Origin of the sequence: Streptomyces sp. Alt3, from assembly GCF_030719215.1 — a bacterium.
GTDB classification, from domain to species: domain Bacteria; phylum Actinomycetota; class Actinomycetes; order Streptomycetales; family Streptomycetaceae; genus Streptomyces; species Streptomyces glycanivorans.
Genome location: NZ_CP120983.1, coordinates 7,798,873 through 7,819,663 on the forward strand (window position 1 = coordinate 7,798,873; position 20,791 = coordinate 7,819,663).

Sequence of the window (20,791 nt, forward strand, 5' to 3'; positions counted from 1 at the left end):
GCCCCGCGCCGCACTCGTACCTCGTATCCGAAAGGATCCTCATGACCCCCGCCTCCGAGCGCCACTGGCTGCGCCCGCCCTCCGACGACCGCCCCGCGAGATTCGCCTACGGGGCCGACTACAACCCGGAGCAGTGGCCGCGCGAGGTGTGGAAGGACGACGTCCGGCTGATGCGCGAGGCCGGCGTCACCGTCGTCTCCGTCGCCATCTTCTCCTGGGCGCGCCTGCAGCCGGCGCAGGACCGCTGGGACTTCGAGTGGCTGGACGAGGTGCTCGACCTGCTCCACAGCAACGGGATCTCGGTGGACCTCGCCACCGCCACCGCCTCCCCGCCGCCCTGGCTCACCACCCTGCACCCGGAGATCCTGCCGGTCACCCGCACCGGTGAGACCCTCTCCCAGGGCGCGCGACAGCACTGGCGTCCCACGTCACCCGTATTCCGCAAGTACGCGCTGGAACTGGTCGAGGTCATGGCCACCCGCTACGCGGACCACCCCGCCGTGGTCGCCTGGCACATCTCCAACGAGCTCGGCTGCCACAACATCTACGACTACTCCGAGGACGCGGCCCAGGCCTTCCGTGACTGGCTGCGCGCCCGCTACGGGACCCTGGACGAGCTCAACCGGGCCTGGGCGACCTCCTTCTGGTCGCAGTACTACGGGGACTGGGCACAGATCCAGCCGCCGCGGCTGGCCGCGAGCCACGCCAACCCGACCCAGCAGCTCGACTTCAAGCGCTTCTCCTCCGACGCGCTGAAGGACTACCTGCGCGCCGAACGCGAGGTCCTGCGCCGCATCACCCCGGACATCCCCGCCACCACCAACTTCATGGTGATGGGCGGGACCGTGGGAATGAACTACCCGGACTGGGCCGAGGAGATCGACTTCGTCTCCAACGACCACTACGCCCACCCCGGCCCGCAGCGCCTCGACGAGCTGTCCTTCTCCGCCGCCCTCACGCACTCCATCGCGCAGGGCAAGCCGTGGTTCCTGATGGAGCACTCGACGAGCGCGGTCAACTGGCAGCCCGTCAACGTCGCCAAGCGCGAGGGCGAGCTGGCCCGCGACTCGCTGGTGCACGTCGCCCACGGAGCCGACGCGGTCTGCTTCTTCCAGTGGCGCCAGTCCGCCGCCGGCGCCGAGAAGCATCACTCCGCGATGGTGCCCCACGCCGGGCCGGACAGTGAGGTGTTCCGTGCCGTGACGGCCCTCGGCCGCACGCTGGAGACGCTCACCCCGGTCACCGGATCCGTCCGGGAACCGGCTCGCGCGGCCCTGGTGTACGACTGGGAATCCTGGTGGGCCGTCGAGCGTGACTCCCAGCCGTCGTCCCTGGTGCGCTACCGCCAGGAGGCGCTGGACTGGTACTCGGCCTTCCTGGCCCTCGGCGTCCGCGTGGACGTCGTCACCACCACGGCCGACCTCACCGGCTACGACTTCGTGGCGGCCCCCGTCCTGAACGTCGTCCCCCTGGAACTCGCCGCCCGGCTGGACGCCTACGTGCGCGGCGGCGGCCATCTCGCCACCACCTACTACTCGGGTGTCGTCGACGAGAACGACCACGTCCACCTCGGCGGGTACCCGGGAGCCCTGCGCGATCTGCTGGGCATCCGCATCGAGGAGTTCGGCCCCCTGCTGGCGGACGCGGAGGTACGCCTCGACAACGGTCTCACCGGCACGCTGTGGACCGACCGGATCGACGTCACCGTCCCCGACGAGGTCACCGTCCTCGCACGGTTCGAGACCGGCGACCAGGCAGGGCGTCCCGCCGTCACCAGGCGCGCCCCGGAGGGCGGCGGCTCCGCCGCGTACGTCTCCACCCGGCTGGGCAGCCACGGGCTGCCCGAAGTGCTGCGCCCCCTGCTGTCCGGCGCCGGGGTGCTCAGCGAACTGCCCGCGGAGGTGCGTGGGCTGGTCGAGCTGACCGTGCGGACGGACGGCTCGCAGGCCTACTGGTTCCTCGTCAACCGTACGGACGAGCCCGTCGCGTTCGGCGCGGTGGCCGCAGAGGTCCTCTCCGGGCCCGCGCCTGCCGACGGGGGAGGCCTCGTCCTGCCCTCCCGCGGGGTCGCCGTGCTCCGCCTGGCGTCGGGCAGCACGCCCTTCGCGCACGCATCCGTGTAACAGGGCGGAGCGAAGAAGACACCCCGCCCGGGTGCCCTGGAGACGGACGGTCCCCAGGGCACCCGGGCGGCGTCCGTCAGGCGGGCGCCGGTTCACGGATCGACTCCGTGACGATGCGATGATGAAGCGTTTCAATTCCGGAAGTCGGAGCTCTGACGGGCTTCTGTGGGGAAACCTTCCGTGGTCACACCGCTTCCGGCCTGATCGTTGCAAGGCTGCTGCGTGAGGCGCTGACGACTTCTTTCGGAGGGCCTGTCGCCCCTTGGCGGCGAGTGCTTGAAACCTTTCATGCATTGAGCCGGATGGGCCTGCCCGGTACCGATCGTTGAGCTGTCCGGCTGACACGGCTCAGGGCCGCGGGGGATGTGGACGAAAGGTCAGGTGTTCGCACTTCGCGGACCTGACAGGTCCGCGATCCGCTCCTCCACCCCAAGGGAGAACGCATGCGCCTGCGCGCCCGCTGGGCACCGGCCGCCCTGCTGCTGATCGCCCCTCTGATCGGCACCACCACGGCCGCCGCAGACACCGCCGAGACTCTCGTCCCGGTGCAGAAGTCGGCCCGGGCCGTGCCCGGTCAGTACATCGTCACCCTCGCTCCCGAGCAGAAGCCGGCCGCCATGGCCGAACAGCTCGGCGTCAGCGTCCTCTTCACCTACAGCAAGGTCCTGCACGGATTCGCGGCCTCGCTGACGTCCGCGCAGCTGGAGCAGGTGCGCGGCGCGGTGGGTGTCCAGGCCGTCGAGGAGAACAGCGAGGCCTCCGTCTCGCCGCCCGCCGCGAAGTCTGCGGCCGGGACGCGGGCCGTGGCCGGGAGCTGGGGGCAGGACCGCATCGACCAGCGGAACCTGCCCCTGGACGGCACCTACGACGTGGACGGAACGGGCGAGGGGGTGACGGCGTACATCCTCGACACCGGCATCGAGTCCGCGCACAGCGAGTTCGGCGGCCGGGTGGGCGCCGGCTACGACGCCATCGGTGACGGCCGTGACGGTGAGGACTGCAACGGCCACGGCACGCACGTTGCCGGGACGGTGGCCGGTGCGACCTACGGTGTCGCCCCCGCCGCCTCTCTCGTGCCGGTGCGGGTGCTCAACTGCGAGGGTTCCGGCACCTGGGCCGGGATCATCGCCGGCCTCGACTGGATCGCCCAGAACGCCGAGCAGCCGGCCGTGGTCAACGCCTCCCTCGGCGGACCCGCCTCGTCGGCCGTCGACGACGCGTTCGACGCGCTCGCGGCCGAGGGCACCCTGCCCGTCGTCGCGGCGGGAAACGAGGACCAGGACGCCTGCGACGTCTCCCCGGCGCGCGCCGACGGCGTGCTCGCGGTGGGTGCCAGTGACGACCAGGACCGCCAGGCGACGTTCAGCAACTGGGGCACCTGTGTGTGGCTCTACGCCCCCGGCGTGGACATCGTGTCCGCGAAGCTCGGCGGCGGCTCCACGAAGCTGAGCGGTACCTCCATGGCCAGTCCGCACGTCGCGGGCGCCGCCGCCCTCTACAAGGAGCAGCACCCCGACGCGTCCCCGCAGGACGTCGCCGACGCGCTCGCCACGGAGGCGACCCCGGACGTCCTGACGGGTCTGGGCTCCGGATCGCCCGACCGGCTCCTCCACACCGGCGGTCTCTGACCTCCGGGAGGCTCAGGAGCGGGGTCCGCGTCCTGCGGGCCCCGCTCTTCGCTGCCCCGGAGCAGCGCGTTCTCAGCGGCTTGCGTCAGTGCGCAAGAAATTACATGGACTGCGGCCGCCGTCCAGGGCGTCTCCGCCCGCGTGCACACGTCTCGAATGGCCCTCGTAGAAAGCTCGTTGTGTTGTCCCCCGTCATGCTCGGCGATGTTCCGGTTTCTGTCGGAACCGTGGACGCTCTCGCACTTGTCTGCAACTCTCTGACCGCAAAGCGCAAAACATGGCTTGGTGTGCGCAGGAAATGGCGCCACGGAGTCGTTCGGTCAGAGCCGCAGCCCTCGGCGCATCCTGCTCCGGGGCCGAAGATCGGGGACCTATGCGAGCCCAACGCTGGAGATGGCGGGTCCTGTCCGCCATGGTCACGACCAGTCTTCTGATGATCGGATGGCCGTCGCTCACCGCCGCGGCGGCCGCCGGCCCCAACATCGCCGCAGGCCGGACCACGGCGGCGAGCAGTGCGGGCAACGAGTACGTCGCCCGGAACGTGACGGACGGCAACCAGGCGACGTACTGGGAGGGGATGGGCGACACGCTGCCGCAGTGGGTGCAGACCGACCTCGGCTCGGCAGCCCGGGTCGACGAGGTCACGCTGAAGCTTCCCGCGGGCTGGGAGAGCAGACAGCAGACCCTCTCGCTCCAGGGCAGCGCCGACGGCACCAGCTTCTCGACGCTCAGGACCTCCGCCGCGTACACCTTCAGCCCCGGCGCCTCCAACGAGGTGAAGATCTCCTTCCCGGCCACGCAGACCCGCTTCGTGCGCGTGAACATCACGGCCAACACGGGCTGGCGGAACGCCCAGCTCTCCGAGCTGGAGGTCCGCGCCGCGGGGGAGTCGTCGGCGAACCTCGCCGCGGGCAGGACGCTCACCGCGAGCAGCCACACGGAGACCTACGTCGCCGCCAACGGCAACGACGGGAACAACGCCAGCTACTGGGAGAGCAGCAACAACGCGCTGCCGCAGTGGATCCAGGCGGACCTGGGCTCCTCGGTCCGGGTCGACCGCGTGGTGCTCCGGCTGCCCGACGGCTGGGAGCAGCGGACCCAGACGCTGAAGATCCAGGGCAGCGCCAACGGCTCGGACTTCACCGACCTCACCGCGTCCAGGGCGTACACCTTCGATGCGGCGGGTGGCCGGTCGGCGACGATCGCCTTCGACGCGACCACCACCCGTTACGTCCGCGTGCTGGTCACCGCCAACTCGGTCCAGCCCGCGGCCCAGTTCTCCGAGATCGAGGTCTACGGCCCGGCGACCGGTGACACGCAGGCGCCCACCGCGCCGTCCGGCCTGGCCTTCACGGAGCCGGTAGGCGGGCAGATCAAGCTGACCTGGAAGGCGTCGTCGGACGACACGGGCGTCACCGGTTACGACATCTACGCCGGCGACACGCTGCTGACCGCCGTGGCGGGGGACGTCACCACGTTCACGGACACCCGTCCGGCGAGCGAGACCGTGACCTACCACGTGCGGGCCCGGGACGCCGCGGGCAACCAGTCGGGCAACAGCAACACCGTGACCCGCACGGGCGACTCCGGTGACACGCAGGCACCCACCGCGCCGTCCGGCCTGGCCTTCACCGAGCCGTCCGGCGGGCAGATCAAGCTGACCTGGACGGCCTCGTCCGACAACAAGGGCGTCACCGGCTACGACGTGTACGCCGACAACGTGCTCCGCAAGAGCGTGGCCGGCGACGTCACCACCTGGACCGACACCCAGTCCGCGGCCACCACCGTCAGCTACGTGGTGCGGGCCAGGGACGCGGCGGGCAACATATCCGGGGCGAGCAACACCGTGACACGCAACGGATCGACGGGCGCCGCCTCCAACCTTGCCGTCTCCAAGCCGATCAGCGCCTCCTCCGTGGTCCACACGTTCGTCGCGGCCAACGCCAACGACAACTCCCTGACCACCTACTGGGAAGGGGCCGGCGGCAGCTACCCCAACACCCTGACCGTCGAGCTGGGTGCCGACGCGGACACCGAGAGCGTCGTCGTCAAGCTCGACCCCGACAGCGGCTGGGGCGCGCGCACCCAGAACATCCAGGTGCTCGGACGGGAGCAGGACGCCAGGTCGTTCACGAGCCTGGCCGCCGCCAAGGACTACGCCTTCAGTCCCGCGACGGGCAACACGGTGACGATCCCGGTCAGCGCGCGGGTGGCCGACGTCCAGCTGAAGTTCATGTCGAACTCCGGATCCGGCGCCGGTCAGGTCGCCGAGTTCCAGGTGCTGGGTGCTCCGGCCCCGAACCCCGACCTCCAGGTCACGGCGGTCGCCGCCTCACCCGCGGCGCCGGTGGAATCGGACGCCATCACCCTGTCGGCCACCGTCCGGAACTCCGGCGCCGTCGCCTCTCCCGTCGGCAAGCTCGACTTCGAGCTCGGCGGCTCCAAGGTGGCCACCGCCACGGTGGGCGCTCTCGCCGCGGGATCCTCCGCCCAGGTCACCGCGTCCGTCGGAGCCCGCGACGCGGGCAGCTACACGCTGGGCGCGGTCGTCGACCCGGGGAACGAGATCATCGAGCAGAACGAGACGGACAACCGCTTCACCGCCGGCTCCCCGCTGGTCGTGAAGCCGGTCTCCAGCTCGGACCTCGTGACGGGCGCGGTCTCGACCTCACCGTCGGCCCCGTCGAACGGCGACACGGTCACCTTCTCGGTCGCGATCAGGAACCAGGGTTCGGTGGCTTCCGCGAGCGGCAGCCACGGCATCACCCTGAGCCTGATCGACTCCAAGGGCGCCACGGTGAAGACCCTCACCGGTGCGCACGACGGAGCCATCGCCGCCGGTGCCACGACGGCACCCGTCCGCCTCGGCACCTGGGTGGCCGCCAACGGCTCGTACACGGTGAAGGTGGTGCTCGCCGACGACGCCAACGAGCTCCCGGTGAAGCGGGCGAACAACACCAGCACCGAGTCGCTGTTCGTCGGACGCGGCGCCAACATGCCGTACGACATGTACGAGGCCGAGGACGGCGTCGCAGGCGGTGGCGCGAAGGTCGTCGGACCCAACCGGACCGTGGGCGACGTCGCGGGCGAGGCGTCGGGCCGCAAGGCGGTCACCCTCGACAGCACCGGAAACTACGTGGAGTTCACCACCAGGGCGACCACCAACACCCTGGTCACCCGGTTCTCGATCCCTGACTCGGCGGGCGGCGGCGGCATCGAGTCGAAGCTGAACGTCTACGTGGACGGCACCTTCCTCAAGGCCATCGACCTCACCTCGAAGTACGCCTGGCTGTACGGGAACGAGACCGGACCGGGCAACGACCCGGGCTCGGGCGCGCCCCGGCACATCTACGACGAGGCCAACGTCATGCTGGGCAGGGACGTCCCGGCGGGCAGCAGGATCCGCCTGCAGAAGGACGCGGCGAACACCAGCACCTACGCGATCGACTTCGTCAGCCTGGAGCGGGTCTCCCAGGTGGCCAACCCGGACCCGGCCACCTACACCGTGCCCGCCGGCTTCACCCACCAGGACGTCCAGAACGCCCTGGACAAGGTCAGGATGGACACCACGGGGGTCCTCAAGGGCGTCTACCTGCCGGCCGGTGACTACTCCACCTCCAGCAAGTTCCAGGTCTACGGCAAGGCCGTGCAGGTCGTCGGTGCCGGGCCCTGGTTCACCAGGTTCCGAGCCCCGTCCACGCAGGACAACACCGACATCGGGTTCCGTGCGGAAGCAAGTGCGAAGGGCTCGTCGTTCTCGAACTTCGCGTACTTCGGCAACTACACGTCCCGTATCGACGGGCCGGGCAAGGTGTTCGACTTCTCGAACGTCTCCGACATCGTGATCGACAACATCTGGAACGAGCACATGGTGTGCCTCTACTGGGGTGCCAACACCGACAACGTCACGATCAAGAACTCCCGGATCCGGAACATGTTCGCCGACGGCATCAACATGACCAACGGCTCCACGGACAACCACGTGACCAACAACGAGGCACGGGCCACGGGCGACGACAGCTTCGCGCTGTTCTCGGCGATCGACTCCGGGGGTTCGGACATGAAGAACAACGTGTACGAGAACCTCACCTCCATCCTCACCTGGCGGGCCGCGGGTGTGGCCGTATACGGCGGATACGACAACACCTTCCGCAACATCCTCATAGCCGACACTTTGGTGTACGCCGGGATCACGGTCAGCTCGCTGGACTTCGGCTATCCGATGAACGGGTTCGGGACCGGCCCGACGGCGATCGAGAACGTGTCGGTCATCCGGTCCGGCGGTCATTTCTGGGGGACGCAGACCTTCCCCGGCATCTGGCTGTTCTCGGCCTCGAAGGTCTTCCAGGGCATCAGGATCTCGCACGTGGACATCGTCGACCCGACGTACAGCGGGATCATGTTCCAGACCAACTACGTCGGCGGACAGCCGCAGTTCCCGATCAAGGACACCGTGCTCACCGACATCTCGATCACGGGGGCGCGCAAGAGCGGCGACGCCTTCGACGCGAAGTCGGGCTTCGGCCTCTGGGCCAACGAGATGCCGGAGGCGGGGCAGGGACCTGCGGTCGGTGAGGTCACGTTCAACGGTCTGAAGCTCAGCGGCAACGCTCAGGACGTGAAGAACACCACCTCGAACTTCAAGATCAACATCAATCCGTAAGGGGATCCGAGCCGAATCGGCGGGGTGCTCCCCGGTCCCGGAAACGGGCCGGGGGGGGCACCCCGCTCCGCGTAACCGCTTGCAGCTGGACGTCCGTCTCTTGCGTGCGTGAGCCTAGCAACCCCTTCGGGCTTCCGTGTGCGGCCCGGGGTGGCCGTGGCGCCGCCGGGCCGCGCGCTGGGCCCTGGTCGCGCTGTAGGGGCCGCGCGCGGGTGCTCAGGGGAGGCATCTTGTCGGCCGTAAGGGATGCCTCCTCACATGCGGAGTGCTGTCAAACATTTACGAAAACTGCGCGAGATATTGCGCTCGCTTGTTGCCGGTGGTTGAGTGTGCCGCGCCCCGGCAGACAGTCGGCCGGGGGTCTTCCGTGCTCATGCCCGAAGGGGACCACCGATGAGAAGTGCTGGGTTTCGCCGTACCCGCCGAGCCTCCGCTGCCGCCGTCGTCACCGCGCTCGCCCTGACCGCCCTTGCCTCCTGCGGCACGAGCAGCAGCGGCGACGGGAACGACGACTCCGGCAGCGGATCGTCCGATCCGTCGGCGCCGCTCGACCCGAAGGCCAAGGTGACGCTGACGATCGACTGCATGCCGCCGGCTGCGAAGGCGGCGGAGCTGCGCGAGTGGAACGAGGACGTCAAGACGTTCAACAAGAAGTACCCGAACGTCAGGATCGACGGGAAGTCGACGCCCGGCCAGTGTCTGGAGCCGCCGCGCTTCACGGCCATGCTCAAGGGCAAGTCGCAGCCGGACGTGTTCTACGCGTACTTCACCGACCTCCAGCAGGTGCTGGACAACGACGGTGCCGTGGACATCTCCGCCTACGTCAACGACACCTCCGTCCCGGCGCTCAAGGACATCCAGCCCCAGGTGCTCGACGTGGCCCGCAAGGACGGCAAGCTCTACGCGCTGCCGACCAGCAACTACACCATGGGCCTCATGATCAACCGGAAGCTGTTCACACAGGCCGGTCTGGACCCGGACAAGCCGCCGGTGACGTGGGAGGAGGTCCGCGCCGCGAGCAAGAAGATCGCGGGACTCGGCAAGGGCGTCGCGGGCTTCGGCGAGTACAGCGCCGGCAACAACGGCGGCTGGCACTTCACCGCCACGCAGTACGGTCTGGGCGGGGACGTCGTGGACGCTAGCGGCAAGAAGGCCGCGTTCAACGACGACAAGGGCAAGCAGGTCCTCCAGCAGCTGCACGACATGCGCTGGAAGGACGACAGCATGGGACAGACCCAGCTGCTGAAGTGGGGGGACCTGCAGAAGCAGATAGCCACCGACAAGCTCGGCATGTTCCTCGCCGCACCCGACGACATCACGTACATGGTGCAGCAGCTGGGCGCGAAGTACGAGAACTTCGGCATGGGCCCGATCCCCGGTGCCGGAGGCACGCTCTTCGGCGGCAACAACTACATGATCAAGAAGGGCAGCTCGCCCGACAAGATCAAGGCCGCCGTCGCCTGGCTGAACTTCCAGAACCTCACCCCGGAGAAGGGGCAGTTCGACTGGGGCCGCAGGAAGGCCGACAACCTCCCCGTCGGGCTTCCGCAGCCCAACTTCTTCACCGGCGAGAGCAAGACCGCGGACGACGCCGAGCGGGTGGCCAACGCCACCATGCCCGTCGAGAACTTCAAGGCCTTCATGGACAACCCCGTCCAGGGCAAGGCCGAGCCGCCGAAGGCCCAGGAGATCTACAAGATCCTCGACAACGCGATGTCCGCCGTCCTCACCAACAAGGACGCCGACATCGACAAGCTGCTCGACACCGCCGAGCAGCAGGTCAACCAGGTCCTGGCCAACCAGTAACGGACGCGCGGAGGCCGGGCCGGGCGGGCCCGGCCCCGCATCCCGTCCCTCTCTGCGAGCGACTGCACCGGCACCGAGGAGAAACCATGTCGGCCCCCACCCTGTCCACCGGGAAGGCGAGCGCACCGCCCCCCGGGCACCACCCACGGCCCACCGGGCCCGCCTCCGCCCGCGAGGAGTTCGTGCGCGCCCTGCGCCGCAACGTCACGGCGCACGGCTTCCTGATCGGAGCCGTCCTCTGCTTCTCCTTCTTCTCCTGGTATCCCATGGTCAGGGAATTCGTCCTGGCGTTCCAGAAGACCGAGAACGGCGAGACGACCTGGGCCGGCTGGTCCAATCTGAGCTACGTCTTCAACGACCCCGCCTTCTGGCAGGCATGGCGCAACACCGCGCTGTTCACCGTCCTGGCACTCCTGCTGGGCTTCGCGGTCCCGTTCGTCGTCGCCGTCGTGCTCAACGAGTTCCGCCACGCACAGGGATACCTCCGCCTGCTGGTCTACCTGCCCGTCATGCTGCCGCCGGTCGCCTCGGTCCTGCTCTTCAAGTACTTCTACGACCCCGGCTACGGACTCTTCAACCGCATCCTGGAATTCCTGCATCTGCCCGCCCAGCAGTGGCTCCAGGACCCCGGTACCTCCATGCTCTCCGTCGTCATCGCCTCCACCTGGATGAACATGGGAGGGGCCACACTGATCTACCTCGCCGCCCTCCAGGGCATCCCCGGGGAGCTGTACGAGGCGGCCGAACTCGACGGCGCCGGGCTGCTCCGCAAGATCTGGCACGTCACCATCCCGCAGACCCGGCTCATCCTGTCGCTGCTGCTGCTCATGCAGATCATCGCGACGATGCAGGTCTTCACCGAACCGTTCCTGCTCACCAACGGCGCGGGACCCGAGGGCTCCACCACGACCGTCGTCTACCTCATCTACCAGTACGCCTTCAACTTCAACAACTACGGCGGAGCGGCGGCACTCGGCCTCCTCCTGCTGGTCGTCCTCGCGGGCTTCTCCGCGGTGTACGTACGCCTCAGCCGCAGCAGCGAAGACTAGGACGGGAGAACGAACGATGGCATCGAACACGCTTGTCTCCCGGCGGGGAGCCGGCAGCGGACGCAGGACCCGCCGCCGGGACGCGGACCAGGCCCGCCCGAGGACCCTGATCTCACCGGCCCAGCTCGGCCGGCCCCGGGGGAAGCTGGTCTACTGGATCGTCTTCGCCCTGGTGGCAGCCGGCTTCACCCTGGTGTTCCTGGGCCCCCTGTACTGGATGGTCACCGGCGGCCTCAAGACCACCCAGGAAGTGGTGCAGAGCCCGCCCACCGCCTTCCCCTCCTCGATCCACACGGAGAACTACTCCCAGGCGTGGACCGTGATGGACCTGGCCCAACTGCTCCTCAACACCCTCTACTACGCGTTCGGGGCACTCGCCTTCCAGCTCGTCCTGGACGTGGCCGCCGCCTACTCGCTGTCCAAGCTGCGACCGGTCCTCGGCAAGGCCATCCTCGGCATGATGCTCGCCACCCTGATGATCCCGGCGACCGTCCTGGTCGTGCCGCAGTACCTCACGGTCCTCGACGTACCGATCTTCGAGCGCAACCTGCTCAACTCGCCCTGGGCGATCTGGCTGCCGTCGGTCACCAACGCCTTCAACATCTTCCTGCTGAAGCGGTTCTTCGACTCCATACCCGGCGAACTCCTCGACGCCGCGGCCATCGACGGTGCCTCACCCCTGCGCACCCTGCGCTCCATCGTCCTGCCGATCTCCCGGCCGATCCTCGGCGTCGTCTCCATCTTCGCGATCGTCGGGGTCTGGAAGGACTTCCTCTGGCCCATGCTCACCCTGCCGGACCCGGGTAAGCAGACCCTCAACGTCGGCATCTACTCGCTGTCCAACGGGGTCCCGCAGAACGTCCTCATCGCCGCCCTCACCATCGCGTCCGTCCCGACGCTGCTGATCTTCCTGCTCTTCCAGCGCAACATCATGAGCGGTCTCACCGCCGGCGGCCTGAAGGGCTGACACCACCCCGCACCACTCGCCTCCCACCAGCACTCCGCCGCCGGCCCACCCATCGCATGCCCCGCGTCCGGGCCGGGGGCGGAGTACCACCTGCCCGAAAGGAACGCCACGTGGCAGCCATCCGTCCGACCGAGGCCACCACCGCACCCTGGTGGCGCGACGCCGCCATCTACCAGATCTACGTACGCAGCTTCGCCGACGGCGACGGGGACGGCACCGGCGATCTCGCGGGAGTGCGGGCCAGACTGCCCTACCTCGTCGAACTGGGCGTCGACGCGCTGTGGTTCACCCCCTGGTACCTCTCCCCGCTGGCCGACGGCGGCTACGACGTGGCCGACTACCGGGTCATCGATCCCGCCTTCGGCCACCTCGCCGAGGCGGAGAAGCTCATCGCCGAAGCCCGTGAGCTCGGCATCCGCACCATCATCGACATCGTCCCCAACCACGTCTCCGACCGGCACAGCTGGTTCCGGGCAGCGCTGGCCGCCGCTCCCGGCAGCCCCGAGCGCGAGCTCTTCCACTTCCGCGAGGGACGCGGCGACCACGGGGAGATCCCGCCCAACGACTGGGTCTCGGAATTCGGCGGCACCCCCTGGACCAGGATCGACGACGGGCAGTGGTACCTGCACCTGTTCGCCCAGGGCCAGCCCGACCTCAACTGGGCGCACCCGGCGGTCCGCCAGGAACACGAGGACGTCCTGCGCTTCTGGTTCGAACGGGGCGTCGCCGGCGTGCGGATCGATTCGGCGGCCCTGCTCGCCAAGGACCCCGCCCTGCCCGACTTCGTCAAGGGCACCGACCCCCACCCGTACGTCGACCGCGACGAACTGCACGACATCTACCGCTCGTGGCGCGCCATCGCCGACCGGTACGACGGCATTTTCGTCGGCGAGGTCTGGCTCCCCGACTCCGAGCGCTTCGCCCGCTACCTGCGGCCCGACGAACTCCACACCGCCTTCAACTTCAACTTCCTGGCCTGCCCCTGGGACGCCGGGCTGCTGCGCTCCGCGATCGACGACACGCTCGCCGAGCACGCCCCCGTGGGAGCCCCCGCCACCTGGGTGCTGTGCAACCACGACGTCACCCGCACGGTCACCCGCTACGGACGTGAGGAGACCGGCTTCGACTTCGCCGCCAAGGTCTTCGGCACACCCACCGACCTGGCGCTCGGCACGCGCAGGGCGCGGGCGGCGGCCCTGCTCTCCCTGGCGCTGCCCGGCGCCGTCTACCTCTACCAGGGCGAGGAGCTGGGGCTGCCGGAGGCCGACATCCCCCGCGACCGCATCGAGGACCCGATGCACCTGCGCTCCGGCGGCGTCGACCCGGGGAGGGACGGCTGCCGGGTCCCCCTGCCCTGGTCCGCCGCGGAGCCGTACGCCGGCTTCGGGTCCACCGTCGAACCCTGGCTCCCGCAGCCGGCGTCCTGGGCCTCGTACGCGGCCGACGAGCAGGACACCGACCCCGGCTCCATGCTGACCCTCTACCGGGAGGCGCTGCGGCTGCGCCGCGCCGAGCCGGGCTTCGCCGCCGCGCCCGGCGAGACCTCGGACGGAAGGCTGAACTGGCTTCCGTCGGCCCCGGGCGTCCTCGCGTTCACGCGCACCCACGGCCTGATCTGTGTCGTCAACCTCTCGGGGAGCCCGGCCCCGCTCCCCGAGCACGACGAGATCCTGCTGACCAGTGCCCCGCTCGACGGCTCGGGCCTGCTGCCCGACGACACCGCGGTCTGGCTGCGCCTGACGCGATAGCGGAGGGACCCGGGCTGCGGCACAGTGGTCGTATGGACGACCTCAACGCTCTCGCCGACGAGCACCTGGCCGCGGCCCGGGCCAACGCGCACGGGCGCAGCGCGCATCTGCTGCTGCGCCAGGAGCCACTGCGGCAGACGGTGATCGCACTGACCGGGGGATCCGCCCTCGACGAGCACAACGCACCGCCCGCCGCGTCGCTCCAGGTGCTGCGCGGTACGGTCCGGCTCACCGCAGGCTCCGGGGACGTGGACCTCACGGCGGGCGGACTGCACGCCATTCCCCAGGAGCGGCACGGGCTCCTCGCCCTGGAGGACGCGGTGGTGCTGCTCACCGCCGTGAACGACTGAGCCGACCTGGAGTACACCCGCGGGATCGAGGCATGAGAGAAAGGGAGACAACGGGGACGCCGGGCACACCGGTGACGGCGTCCTGCGCGTCACCTTTTCCTACGTCCCCCGGAGTACCCGCGTGCCCAGCAGGACCGACGAACCCGTCGCGGAACGAACCGCGCCCCCGGCCGGGGACACACCGCGCAGGCGCTGGCGCACCGCTCTGCGCCGCACCCCCGTATCACTCTGGAACGACGACGTCTCCGACTGGGCCGCGGCCCTGACCTACTACGCCATCCTCGCGCTGCTCCCGGCGCTGCTCGTCACCGTGTCCGTCATCGGGCTGGCCAACCCCGGCGCCACGAACGCCCTGATCGCCGACATCACGGCCTTCGCGCCGGCCGAGTCCGGTGCGGCCCTGCGCCGGCCCCTGGAAGCGGCCACCCACGAACGCAGTGCCGTCTGGCTCCTCGTGGTCACGGGCAGCGTGAGCGCCGTGTGGTCCGCGTCGAGCTATCTGGCCGTCTTCCGCAGGGCGATGCACGCCATGCACCGGGTGAAGGACACCAGGCCCCCGCTGCGCCAGGCGCACATCATCGTGGCCTCGGCCGTCGGACTGCTCGTCCTGCTGATGGCGAGCGCCTTCGCCCTCGTGCTCACCGGTCCCCTCGCGCGCTGGCTCGGCCGCCTGCTGGGGCTCGCACAGGCCGGCGAGACGCTGTGGGCCGGCCTCAAGTGGCCCGTGCTGCTGTGCCTGGTCGCCTGTCTCATCGTGGGCCTCTTCAGCACCGGCCCGCGGTCCGCGCGCGGGCTGCGGCAGGGGCTGCCGGGCGGGGTCCTCGCCGCGTTCCTCTGGCTGGTGGCCTCGGCGGGATTCGCGCTCTACGCGACCCACATCGGGAGCTACAGCCGTCTCTACGGCTCCCTGGCCGGCCTGGTCGTCTTCCTCATCTGGATCTGGTTCACCAATCTGGCGCTCCTGACCGGCGCCCAGTTCAACGTCGAGCTGGCCCGCTCCCACGACGATTCCCGGAAGGCGGCGCCCTGAGAGGCCGCAGGGCCCTTGTGGGAGCGCTCCCACAAGGGTGAGGATGGCCCGATGAACCGGACCGCGTACGTACGCCCCTACCGACCCGCCGACCAGGAGGCCCTCGCGGAGATCTGCGTCCGCACGGCCGACAACGGCGGCGACAGCACGCATCTGTACCCCGACCCCGGACTGATGCCCGCCCTGTTCGCCGAGCCCTACGCCCACCTCGGACCGGAGCTGACCTTCGTCCTGGACGACGGCTCCGGACGCGCGGTCGGCTACGTCCTGGGGACCTCGGACACGAAGGCGTTCGTGGCCGACTTCCGCGAGATCTGGCTGCCCCGCGTGACGGACCGCTTTCCCGAGCCCGAGGGGGAACCGGAGACGCTCACCGAGGCGATGACGGCTCTTCTGTACCGTCCCGAGCGCATGGTCCTCCCGGAGCTGGAGGACCACCCCGCGCACCTGCACATCGACCTGCTGCCGCCGTGGCAGCGAAAGGGGCACGGCAGGGAGCTGATGGGCGCCTTCCTGGACGCCCTGCACCGGAAGGGCGTCCAGGCAGTCCATCTGTCGATGCTGACGGCGAACACCCTGGCCAGGGCCTTCTACGACCGGCTCGGATTCCATGTGATCGACGTGCCCGATCCCGGGCCGCTCACCTATCTGGGGCGCTCCACCGGGGGTGTGGAACCGGTGAGCTGGGCAGGTAGTGGATGGCGAGCCGGGGAGAGCGCCCAGGCCGCCGGTTCGGAGGGGTGAGCGGCATGACCGAGCAGAGCGCGTGGAGCTTCGCGGACGACCGGGGCCGGCTGGCGGTCGCCGACCGCAGGCCGTCCAGGGTGCTCGCGTACGCCCAGGCGGGAGCGACGCTGTGGGACTACGGGATACGCCCGGAGGGAATCTTCGGCTCGGGCCACGACGGGGCGGAGCCCGACCGGGCGAAGACGGGCACGCTCCCGCTGGACTCGGTGGACTACCGGGGCGCGGGCGACGACCTGGACGTGGACACCCTGTTACGCGGCAGGCCCGACCTCGTCGTCGCCGTCAGCTACGGCCACGGCCAGCTCTACGGACTGGACCCGGACACCGCCAAGCACCTGGAGGAGAGCGTCCCGGTCGTCGTGATCGACGTGGGCCAGGTGCGCACCCTCGACCGGGTCGCCGAGCGGTTCGCCGAGCTGGCCCGTTCGCTCGGGGGCGCACCGGTCGCGGACGCCGCGGACGAGCTGCACGCCGCCCGTGAACGGCTCCGCGCGGCCGTCCGCACGGCACCCGGCAGCCCCAGGGTGCTGGCCCTGTCTCCCGCCGGCCAGGAGAAGGCGTACGCCGCCCGCCCCCAGATGTGGCCCGAGCTGCGGGTCCTGGCCGAGCTGGGTGTCGCCCTGGTGTCCCCGCCCGACGGAGCGGGCGTCAACTGGGCCACCGTCGACTGGGAGGCCGCGGCGGCCCTGGAGCCCGACGTAGTCCTGGCGGACATCCGGTCCAACGCCGTCCCGCTCGACGAGGTGGCGGCACCGGCCTGGGAGCCGGCCCGGCGTCACGCGCGGACCGTGCCGTGGAATCCGGAGCCCCTGTGCAGTCCGCAGGCCCACGCGCGCTTCCTCGTCCTCGTGGCCGACGCCTTGGAGGAGGCGGGCGGCTGAGCACCGCGCACGGCGGGCACGGCGGAGGTGTCCTGCTCCGTACGGACGCCCCCGGATCGCGCGGGCCGCCGCCCTTGGCGAGGCTGGCCCGGAGCCGGGACGCGAGATCCCCCGTACTTCCAGGAGCACAGATGCAACAGGACAAGCACCCGTCGTACCGTCCCGTGGTCTTCCGTGACCGTTCCGCCGGGTACGCCTTCCTGACCCGGTCCACCGCGTCGAGCGAGCAGACGATCGACTGGGACGACGGCAACAGCTACCCGGTCATCGACGTGGAGATCTCCGCCGAGAGTCACCCGTTCTTCACCGGCAAGGCGCGGGTCGTCGACACCGAGGGCCAGGTCGCGAAGTTCGAGCGGCGGTACGGGGACGAAGGGGGCAAGGGCGCCTCCTGAGCCCCCGGGTCCCCCGGGGGACCGTTCCCGGGGCACAATCGCCGGGCAGTGTGTCCCGTGACAGACGTGCTCCGCGCGGGCACCCCCGCCCGATCCCTCCAGGAGACCCGCCCCCATGCCCGACAGCCCCGCCCTGCTGGTCATCGGCGAATGCGTCGCCGACATCGTCCGGCGGCCGGGCGTCCCGGACCGGACGCATCCCGGCGGCAGCCCCGCGAACGTCGCGTACGGGCTGGCCAGGCTGGGCCGGCGGACCACCTTGATCACCGAGCTGGGCCCGGACCCCGACGGGCGGCTGATCGGGGAACACCTGGCGTCCGCCGGTGTGCGGGTCCTGACGGACGGGTCCGGAGCGCCCACTCCCACCGCCACGGTCGGACTCGACGACGAGGGCCGGGCCACGTACGGCTTCGAGATCACCTGGACGCTCGGCCCGGTGGAGCGTGGTGGGGAGCCGCCCCGCCACGTCCACACCGGGTCCGTCGCCACCACTCTGGAGCCCGGCGCGGGCACCGTGCTGGATCTCGTCCGGTCACTCCGGGAGCGGGCGACCGTCAGCTACGACCCCAACGTGCGCCCCGCACTGATGGGTGACCACGCCCGCGCGGTGCGGCAGGCCGAACGCTTCGTCGCGCTGAGCGACGTCGTCAAGGCCAGCGACGAGGACCTGCGGTGGCTGTATCCGCAGGAGGCACCGCAGGCGGCTGCCGAGCGGTGGCTGCGTTCCGGGCCGGCGGTCGTCCTGCTGACCGAGGGTGCCGCCGGTGCGACGGCGTTCCTGCCGGGCTCGGCGGTGAGCACCGGCGCGCCGCCCGTCCGGATCGCGGACACGGTGGGAGCGGGCGACGCCTTCATGTCCGGTGCCCTGCACGCGCTGGCTTCGTACGGACTGCTCGGAGCGGAGGGCCGCGCGGGGCTGCGCTCCCTGGACACCACCGTCCTCGGCGACGTGCTGCGCCATGCCGTCGCCTCGGCCGCCGTGACCGTCGCGCGTGCGGGCGCCCTGCCTCCCGACCGGGAGGAGCTGGACGCCGCCCTGGCGGGTGGGTCCGTCCCCGAGCGGTAGTCGCGTGCAGGGTGTCCTCGCCCGTACCCCGGTCGTTTATTTCGTTATGACCGTGACCCTTACCGACACCGCCCCACCGTCCACGACCGACCAGCTGACCGGTGTCCTCCTCGGCCCGGAGTACCGCCGCGAACACGGCTTCTGGCAGCGGCTGATCAGTACAGAACCGTTCCGCCGCCCCGCCGGCGGAACGCCGGAGGAGCGGCTGGAGCTCGCCTACGAACGGCTGCGGATCCTCAACCGGGCCCTCGACAGCGGAGCACGGCTCGCCGCCGACCCACGGGCGCTGGCCGCCCTGCACGCCTGGCTCGGCCCGGTGGACCCCGCACTGACCACCGTGGCGGGCATCCACTACAACCTCTTCCTCGGCAGCCTCCTCGATCACGACGGCGTCGGCAGCCGCGACCTGTCGGACTACCTGACGATGCGGCGCATCGGCACCTTCCTCTGCACGGAGGTGGCGCACGGCAACAACGCGACGGCCATGGAGACCACCGCGACGTACGACCGTGAACGGGACGGCTTCGTCCTGCACACACCGAACGCGGGCGCGCAGAAGTTCATGCCCAACACCAGCCCCGCGGGCGGAGCCAAGACCGGACTGGTCGCGGCGCGGCTGGCGGCCGACGGCGCGGACCACGGGGTGCGCCTCTTCCTGGTGCCGCTCACCGACGGTGAACAGGCGCTCCCGGGGGTCCGGGTGCGTCGGCTGCCCGCCCGCATGGGCAGCCCGGTGGACCACTGCCTGACCTCGTTCGACCGGCTGTTCGTGGCGCGGGACGCCCTGCTGGGATCCGGTGAGGAGGGAGAGGCCGAGGGGGAGTTCAGGACGGAACCGGGGGACCGGCGCCGGCGTTTCCTGACCTCGATCGGGCGGGTCACCCCCGGCCGGATCGCCATGAGCGCCTGCGCGGCCGGATCGGCCCGCGCGACCCTCGCGGTGGCCGTGCGCTACGGCGGCCACCGGCTGATCTCCGGCAGCCGCGGCGCGCCGCCCGTGCCGGTCAACGCCCACCGGACCCACCACGGGCCGCTCGCCTCGGCCATGGCCACCGTCTTCGCCATGACCCTGCTGTACCGCAGGGCGCAGGAGCGGTGGGAATCGTGTACGGACGACGAGAGCCGGGCCGAAGCGGGGACCCTCGTCGATGTCGCCAAGGCGTGGATCACCTGGCGGGCCCGCGACGTCATCGTGGAGAGCCGTGAACGCTGCGGCGCCCAGGCACTGCTCGAGAACAACGGCATGACCGAACTCGTCACGGGAGTGGAAGGGGCCATCACCGCGGAGGGCGACAACATCGCCCTCTACACCAAGGCGGCCGCCGACATGATCTTCGCCGCGGAGCCCGGCGGAGCGGACACCCCGGCCCCGCACACCGGTGACCTGACAGACCCGCGCTTCCTCGGGGCGCTCCTCGCCTCGGTCCAGGGCATCTGGTTCGCCCGGGCCAGGGAACGCGTGCTGCTGGCGTCCGAGGCCGACGCCCTCGGACGCTGGAACGCGGCCTCGGGCCACGCGCTGCGCGGGGTCGAGGCCTATGCGTACCGGGAGGCCGCCGCGGCCTACGCCGAGGAACGCGCCGCACTGCCCGAAGGAGCCGCGAAGGACCGGCTGAGCGAGCTCGAGCGCCTGTTCGCCGTCGAGTGGGTGGCCCGCAACAGCGGTGATCTGCTGGCCGCCGGTCTCCTGAGCGGCGATCAGGTCGAGGCCCTGGCGCGGTACGCCGAGGAACTGATCACCGCCGTCGCCGCGCACGCACCGCAGCTGGCCGACTCCTTCGCCCTGCCCGAGGCGCTGCTGGCCGACTGGCCGATCGCCGGCCCCGGCTACGCCGACGCGTACGACGACCCCGAGGGCCCGTGGAACACCGGCGCGGCGGACGCCCGGTGAGCGCCCCGCGTACGGAACAGGCGATGGGACGCCGGCTCGGCGAGCGCCTGGAGATCCTGGGACTGCGTGCCGTCCTGCTGGCCTACTGGGGCACGACGTCCGTGCTCGCCCGCTGTGGCGGGAAGCCGCAGAGCGACGGCGGCGAATCGGTTCACCCCAAGCGCTGACCCGCCCGACGGCCGTCACCGGTACGGAAGGGAGCGGTCCGCGCCCGCCGACCGGCGACGGCCCAGGAGGCCGGCGACACGCCGCGTGATAGCTTGCAGGCGCCAGTCACACTCCACGTGGAGTCAGGGAATCCGGTGCGAATCCGGAGCTGACGCGCAGCGGTGAGGGGGACGGGCGGGGCCACAGCCACTGGGACACCCTCGGGTGCACCGGGAAGGCGCTCCGTCCGGACGAACCCGAGTCCGAAGACCTGCTGGCACCCGCTTCCGGACCGGGAGC

General features: G+C 70.5%; 15 protein-coding genes and 1 riboswitch. All 15 genes read left to right on the forward strand.

All coding sequences use genetic code 11. The annotated features are described in order from the left end of the window. Positions 1 to 41: 41 nt before the first annotated feature. Positions 42 to 2,123 carry a beta-galactosidase gene (locus tag P8A20_RS34515; RefSeq protein ID WP_306104922.1) on the forward strand — a complete coding sequence of 694 codons (2,082 nt, stop codon included), beginning with the start codon at positions 42 to 44 and terminating at the stop codon, positions 2,121 to 2,123. A 443-nt stretch (positions 2,124 to 2,566) separates the two neighbouring features. Next, entirely contained in the window at positions 2,567 to 3,751 is a 1,185-nt protein-coding gene (locus P8A20_RS34520) for a S8 family peptidase (RefSeq protein WP_147961412.1), read from the forward strand. Between the two features lie 373 nt (positions 3,752 to 4,124). Continuing rightward, positions 4,125 to 8,414, forward strand: coding sequence for a discoidin domain-containing protein (locus P8A20_RS34525; protein ID WP_147961411.1), 4,290 nt, complete (start codon positions 4,125 to 4,127; stop codon positions 8,412 to 8,414). Between the two features lie 393 nt (positions 8,415 to 8,807). After that, on the forward strand, positions 8,808 to 10,220 hold the full coding sequence (locus P8A20_RS34530; RefSeq protein ID WP_147961410.1) for an extracellular solute-binding protein: 1,413 nt from the start codon (positions 8,808 to 8,810) through the stop codon (positions 10,218 to 10,220). 86 nt (positions 10,221 to 10,306) lie between these two features. After that, positions 10,307 to 11,269 carry a carbohydrate ABC transporter permease gene (locus P8A20_RS34535; protein ID WP_147961409.1) on the forward strand — a complete coding sequence of 321 codons (963 nt, stop codon included), beginning with the start codon at positions 10,307 to 10,309 and terminating at the stop codon, positions 11,267 to 11,269. A gap of 16 nt (positions 11,270 to 11,285) precedes the next feature. Next, positions 11,286 to 12,236 carry a carbohydrate ABC transporter permease gene (locus P8A20_RS34540; RefSeq protein ID WP_187282258.1) on the forward strand — a complete coding sequence of 317 codons (951 nt, stop codon included), beginning with the start codon at positions 11,286 to 11,288 and terminating at the stop codon, positions 12,234 to 12,236. Positions 12,237 to 12,346: 110 nt separating this feature from the next. Further along, a complete protein-coding gene (locus P8A20_RS34545; protein ID WP_147961408.1) occupies positions 12,347 to 13,984 on the forward strand; it encodes a glycoside hydrolase family 13 protein in 1,638 nt (545 codons plus the stop codon). A 32-nt stretch (positions 13,985 to 14,016) separates the two neighbouring features. After that, the gene (locus P8A20_RS34550) at positions 14,017 to 14,334 is read left to right on the forward strand and encodes a cupin domain-containing protein (RefSeq protein WP_147961407.1); all 318 of its coding nucleotides are present in this window, start codon (positions 14,017 to 14,019) and stop codon (positions 14,332 to 14,334) included. A gap of 121 nt (positions 14,335 to 14,455) precedes the next feature. Next, on the forward strand, positions 14,456 to 15,364 hold the full coding sequence (locus P8A20_RS34555; protein WP_147961406.1) for a YihY/virulence factor BrkB family protein: 909 nt from the start codon (positions 14,456 to 14,458) through the stop codon (positions 15,362 to 15,364). Positions 15,365 to 15,415: 51 nt separating this feature from the next. Beyond that, complete coding sequence (locus P8A20_RS34560) at positions 15,416 to 16,108, forward strand: GNAT family N-acetyltransferase (protein ID WP_147961405.1); 693 nt, start codon at positions 15,416 to 15,418, stop codon at positions 16,106 to 16,108. Between the two features lie 5 nt (positions 16,109 to 16,113). After that, a complete protein-coding gene (locus tag P8A20_RS34565) occupies positions 16,114 to 16,992 on the forward strand; it encodes an ABC transporter substrate-binding protein (RefSeq protein ID WP_147961404.1) in 879 nt (292 codons plus the stop codon). A 131-nt stretch (positions 16,993 to 17,123) separates the two neighbouring features. Further along, on the forward strand, positions 17,124 to 17,387 hold the full coding sequence (locus tag P8A20_RS34570) for a type B 50S ribosomal protein L31 (RefSeq protein WP_147961403.1): 264 nt from the start codon (positions 17,124 to 17,126) through the stop codon (positions 17,385 to 17,387). 115 nt (positions 17,388 to 17,502) lie between these two features. Then, entirely contained in the window at positions 17,503 to 18,453 is a 951-nt protein-coding gene (locus P8A20_RS34575; protein ID WP_306104923.1) for a carbohydrate kinase family protein, read from the forward strand. A gap of 46 nt (positions 18,454 to 18,499) precedes the next feature. Then, positions 18,500 to 20,344 carry an acyl-CoA dehydrogenase family protein gene (locus tag P8A20_RS34580; RefSeq protein ID WP_371934427.1) on the forward strand — a complete coding sequence of 615 codons (1,845 nt, stop codon included), beginning with the start codon at positions 18,500 to 18,502 and terminating at the stop codon, positions 20,342 to 20,344. Next, on the forward strand, positions 20,341 to 20,511 hold the full coding sequence (locus tag P8A20_RS38840) for a hypothetical protein (RefSeq protein ID WP_327328913.1): 171 nt from the start codon (positions 20,341 to 20,343) through the stop codon (positions 20,509 to 20,511). The genes P8A20_RS34580 and P8A20_RS38840 overlap by 4 nt, the downstream gene beginning before the upstream one ends. Before the next feature lie 86 nt (positions 20,512 to 20,597). Beyond that, positions 20,598 to 20,784: riboswitch (cobalamin riboswitch) on the forward strand. Positions 20,785 to 20,791: the final 7 nt, after the last annotated feature.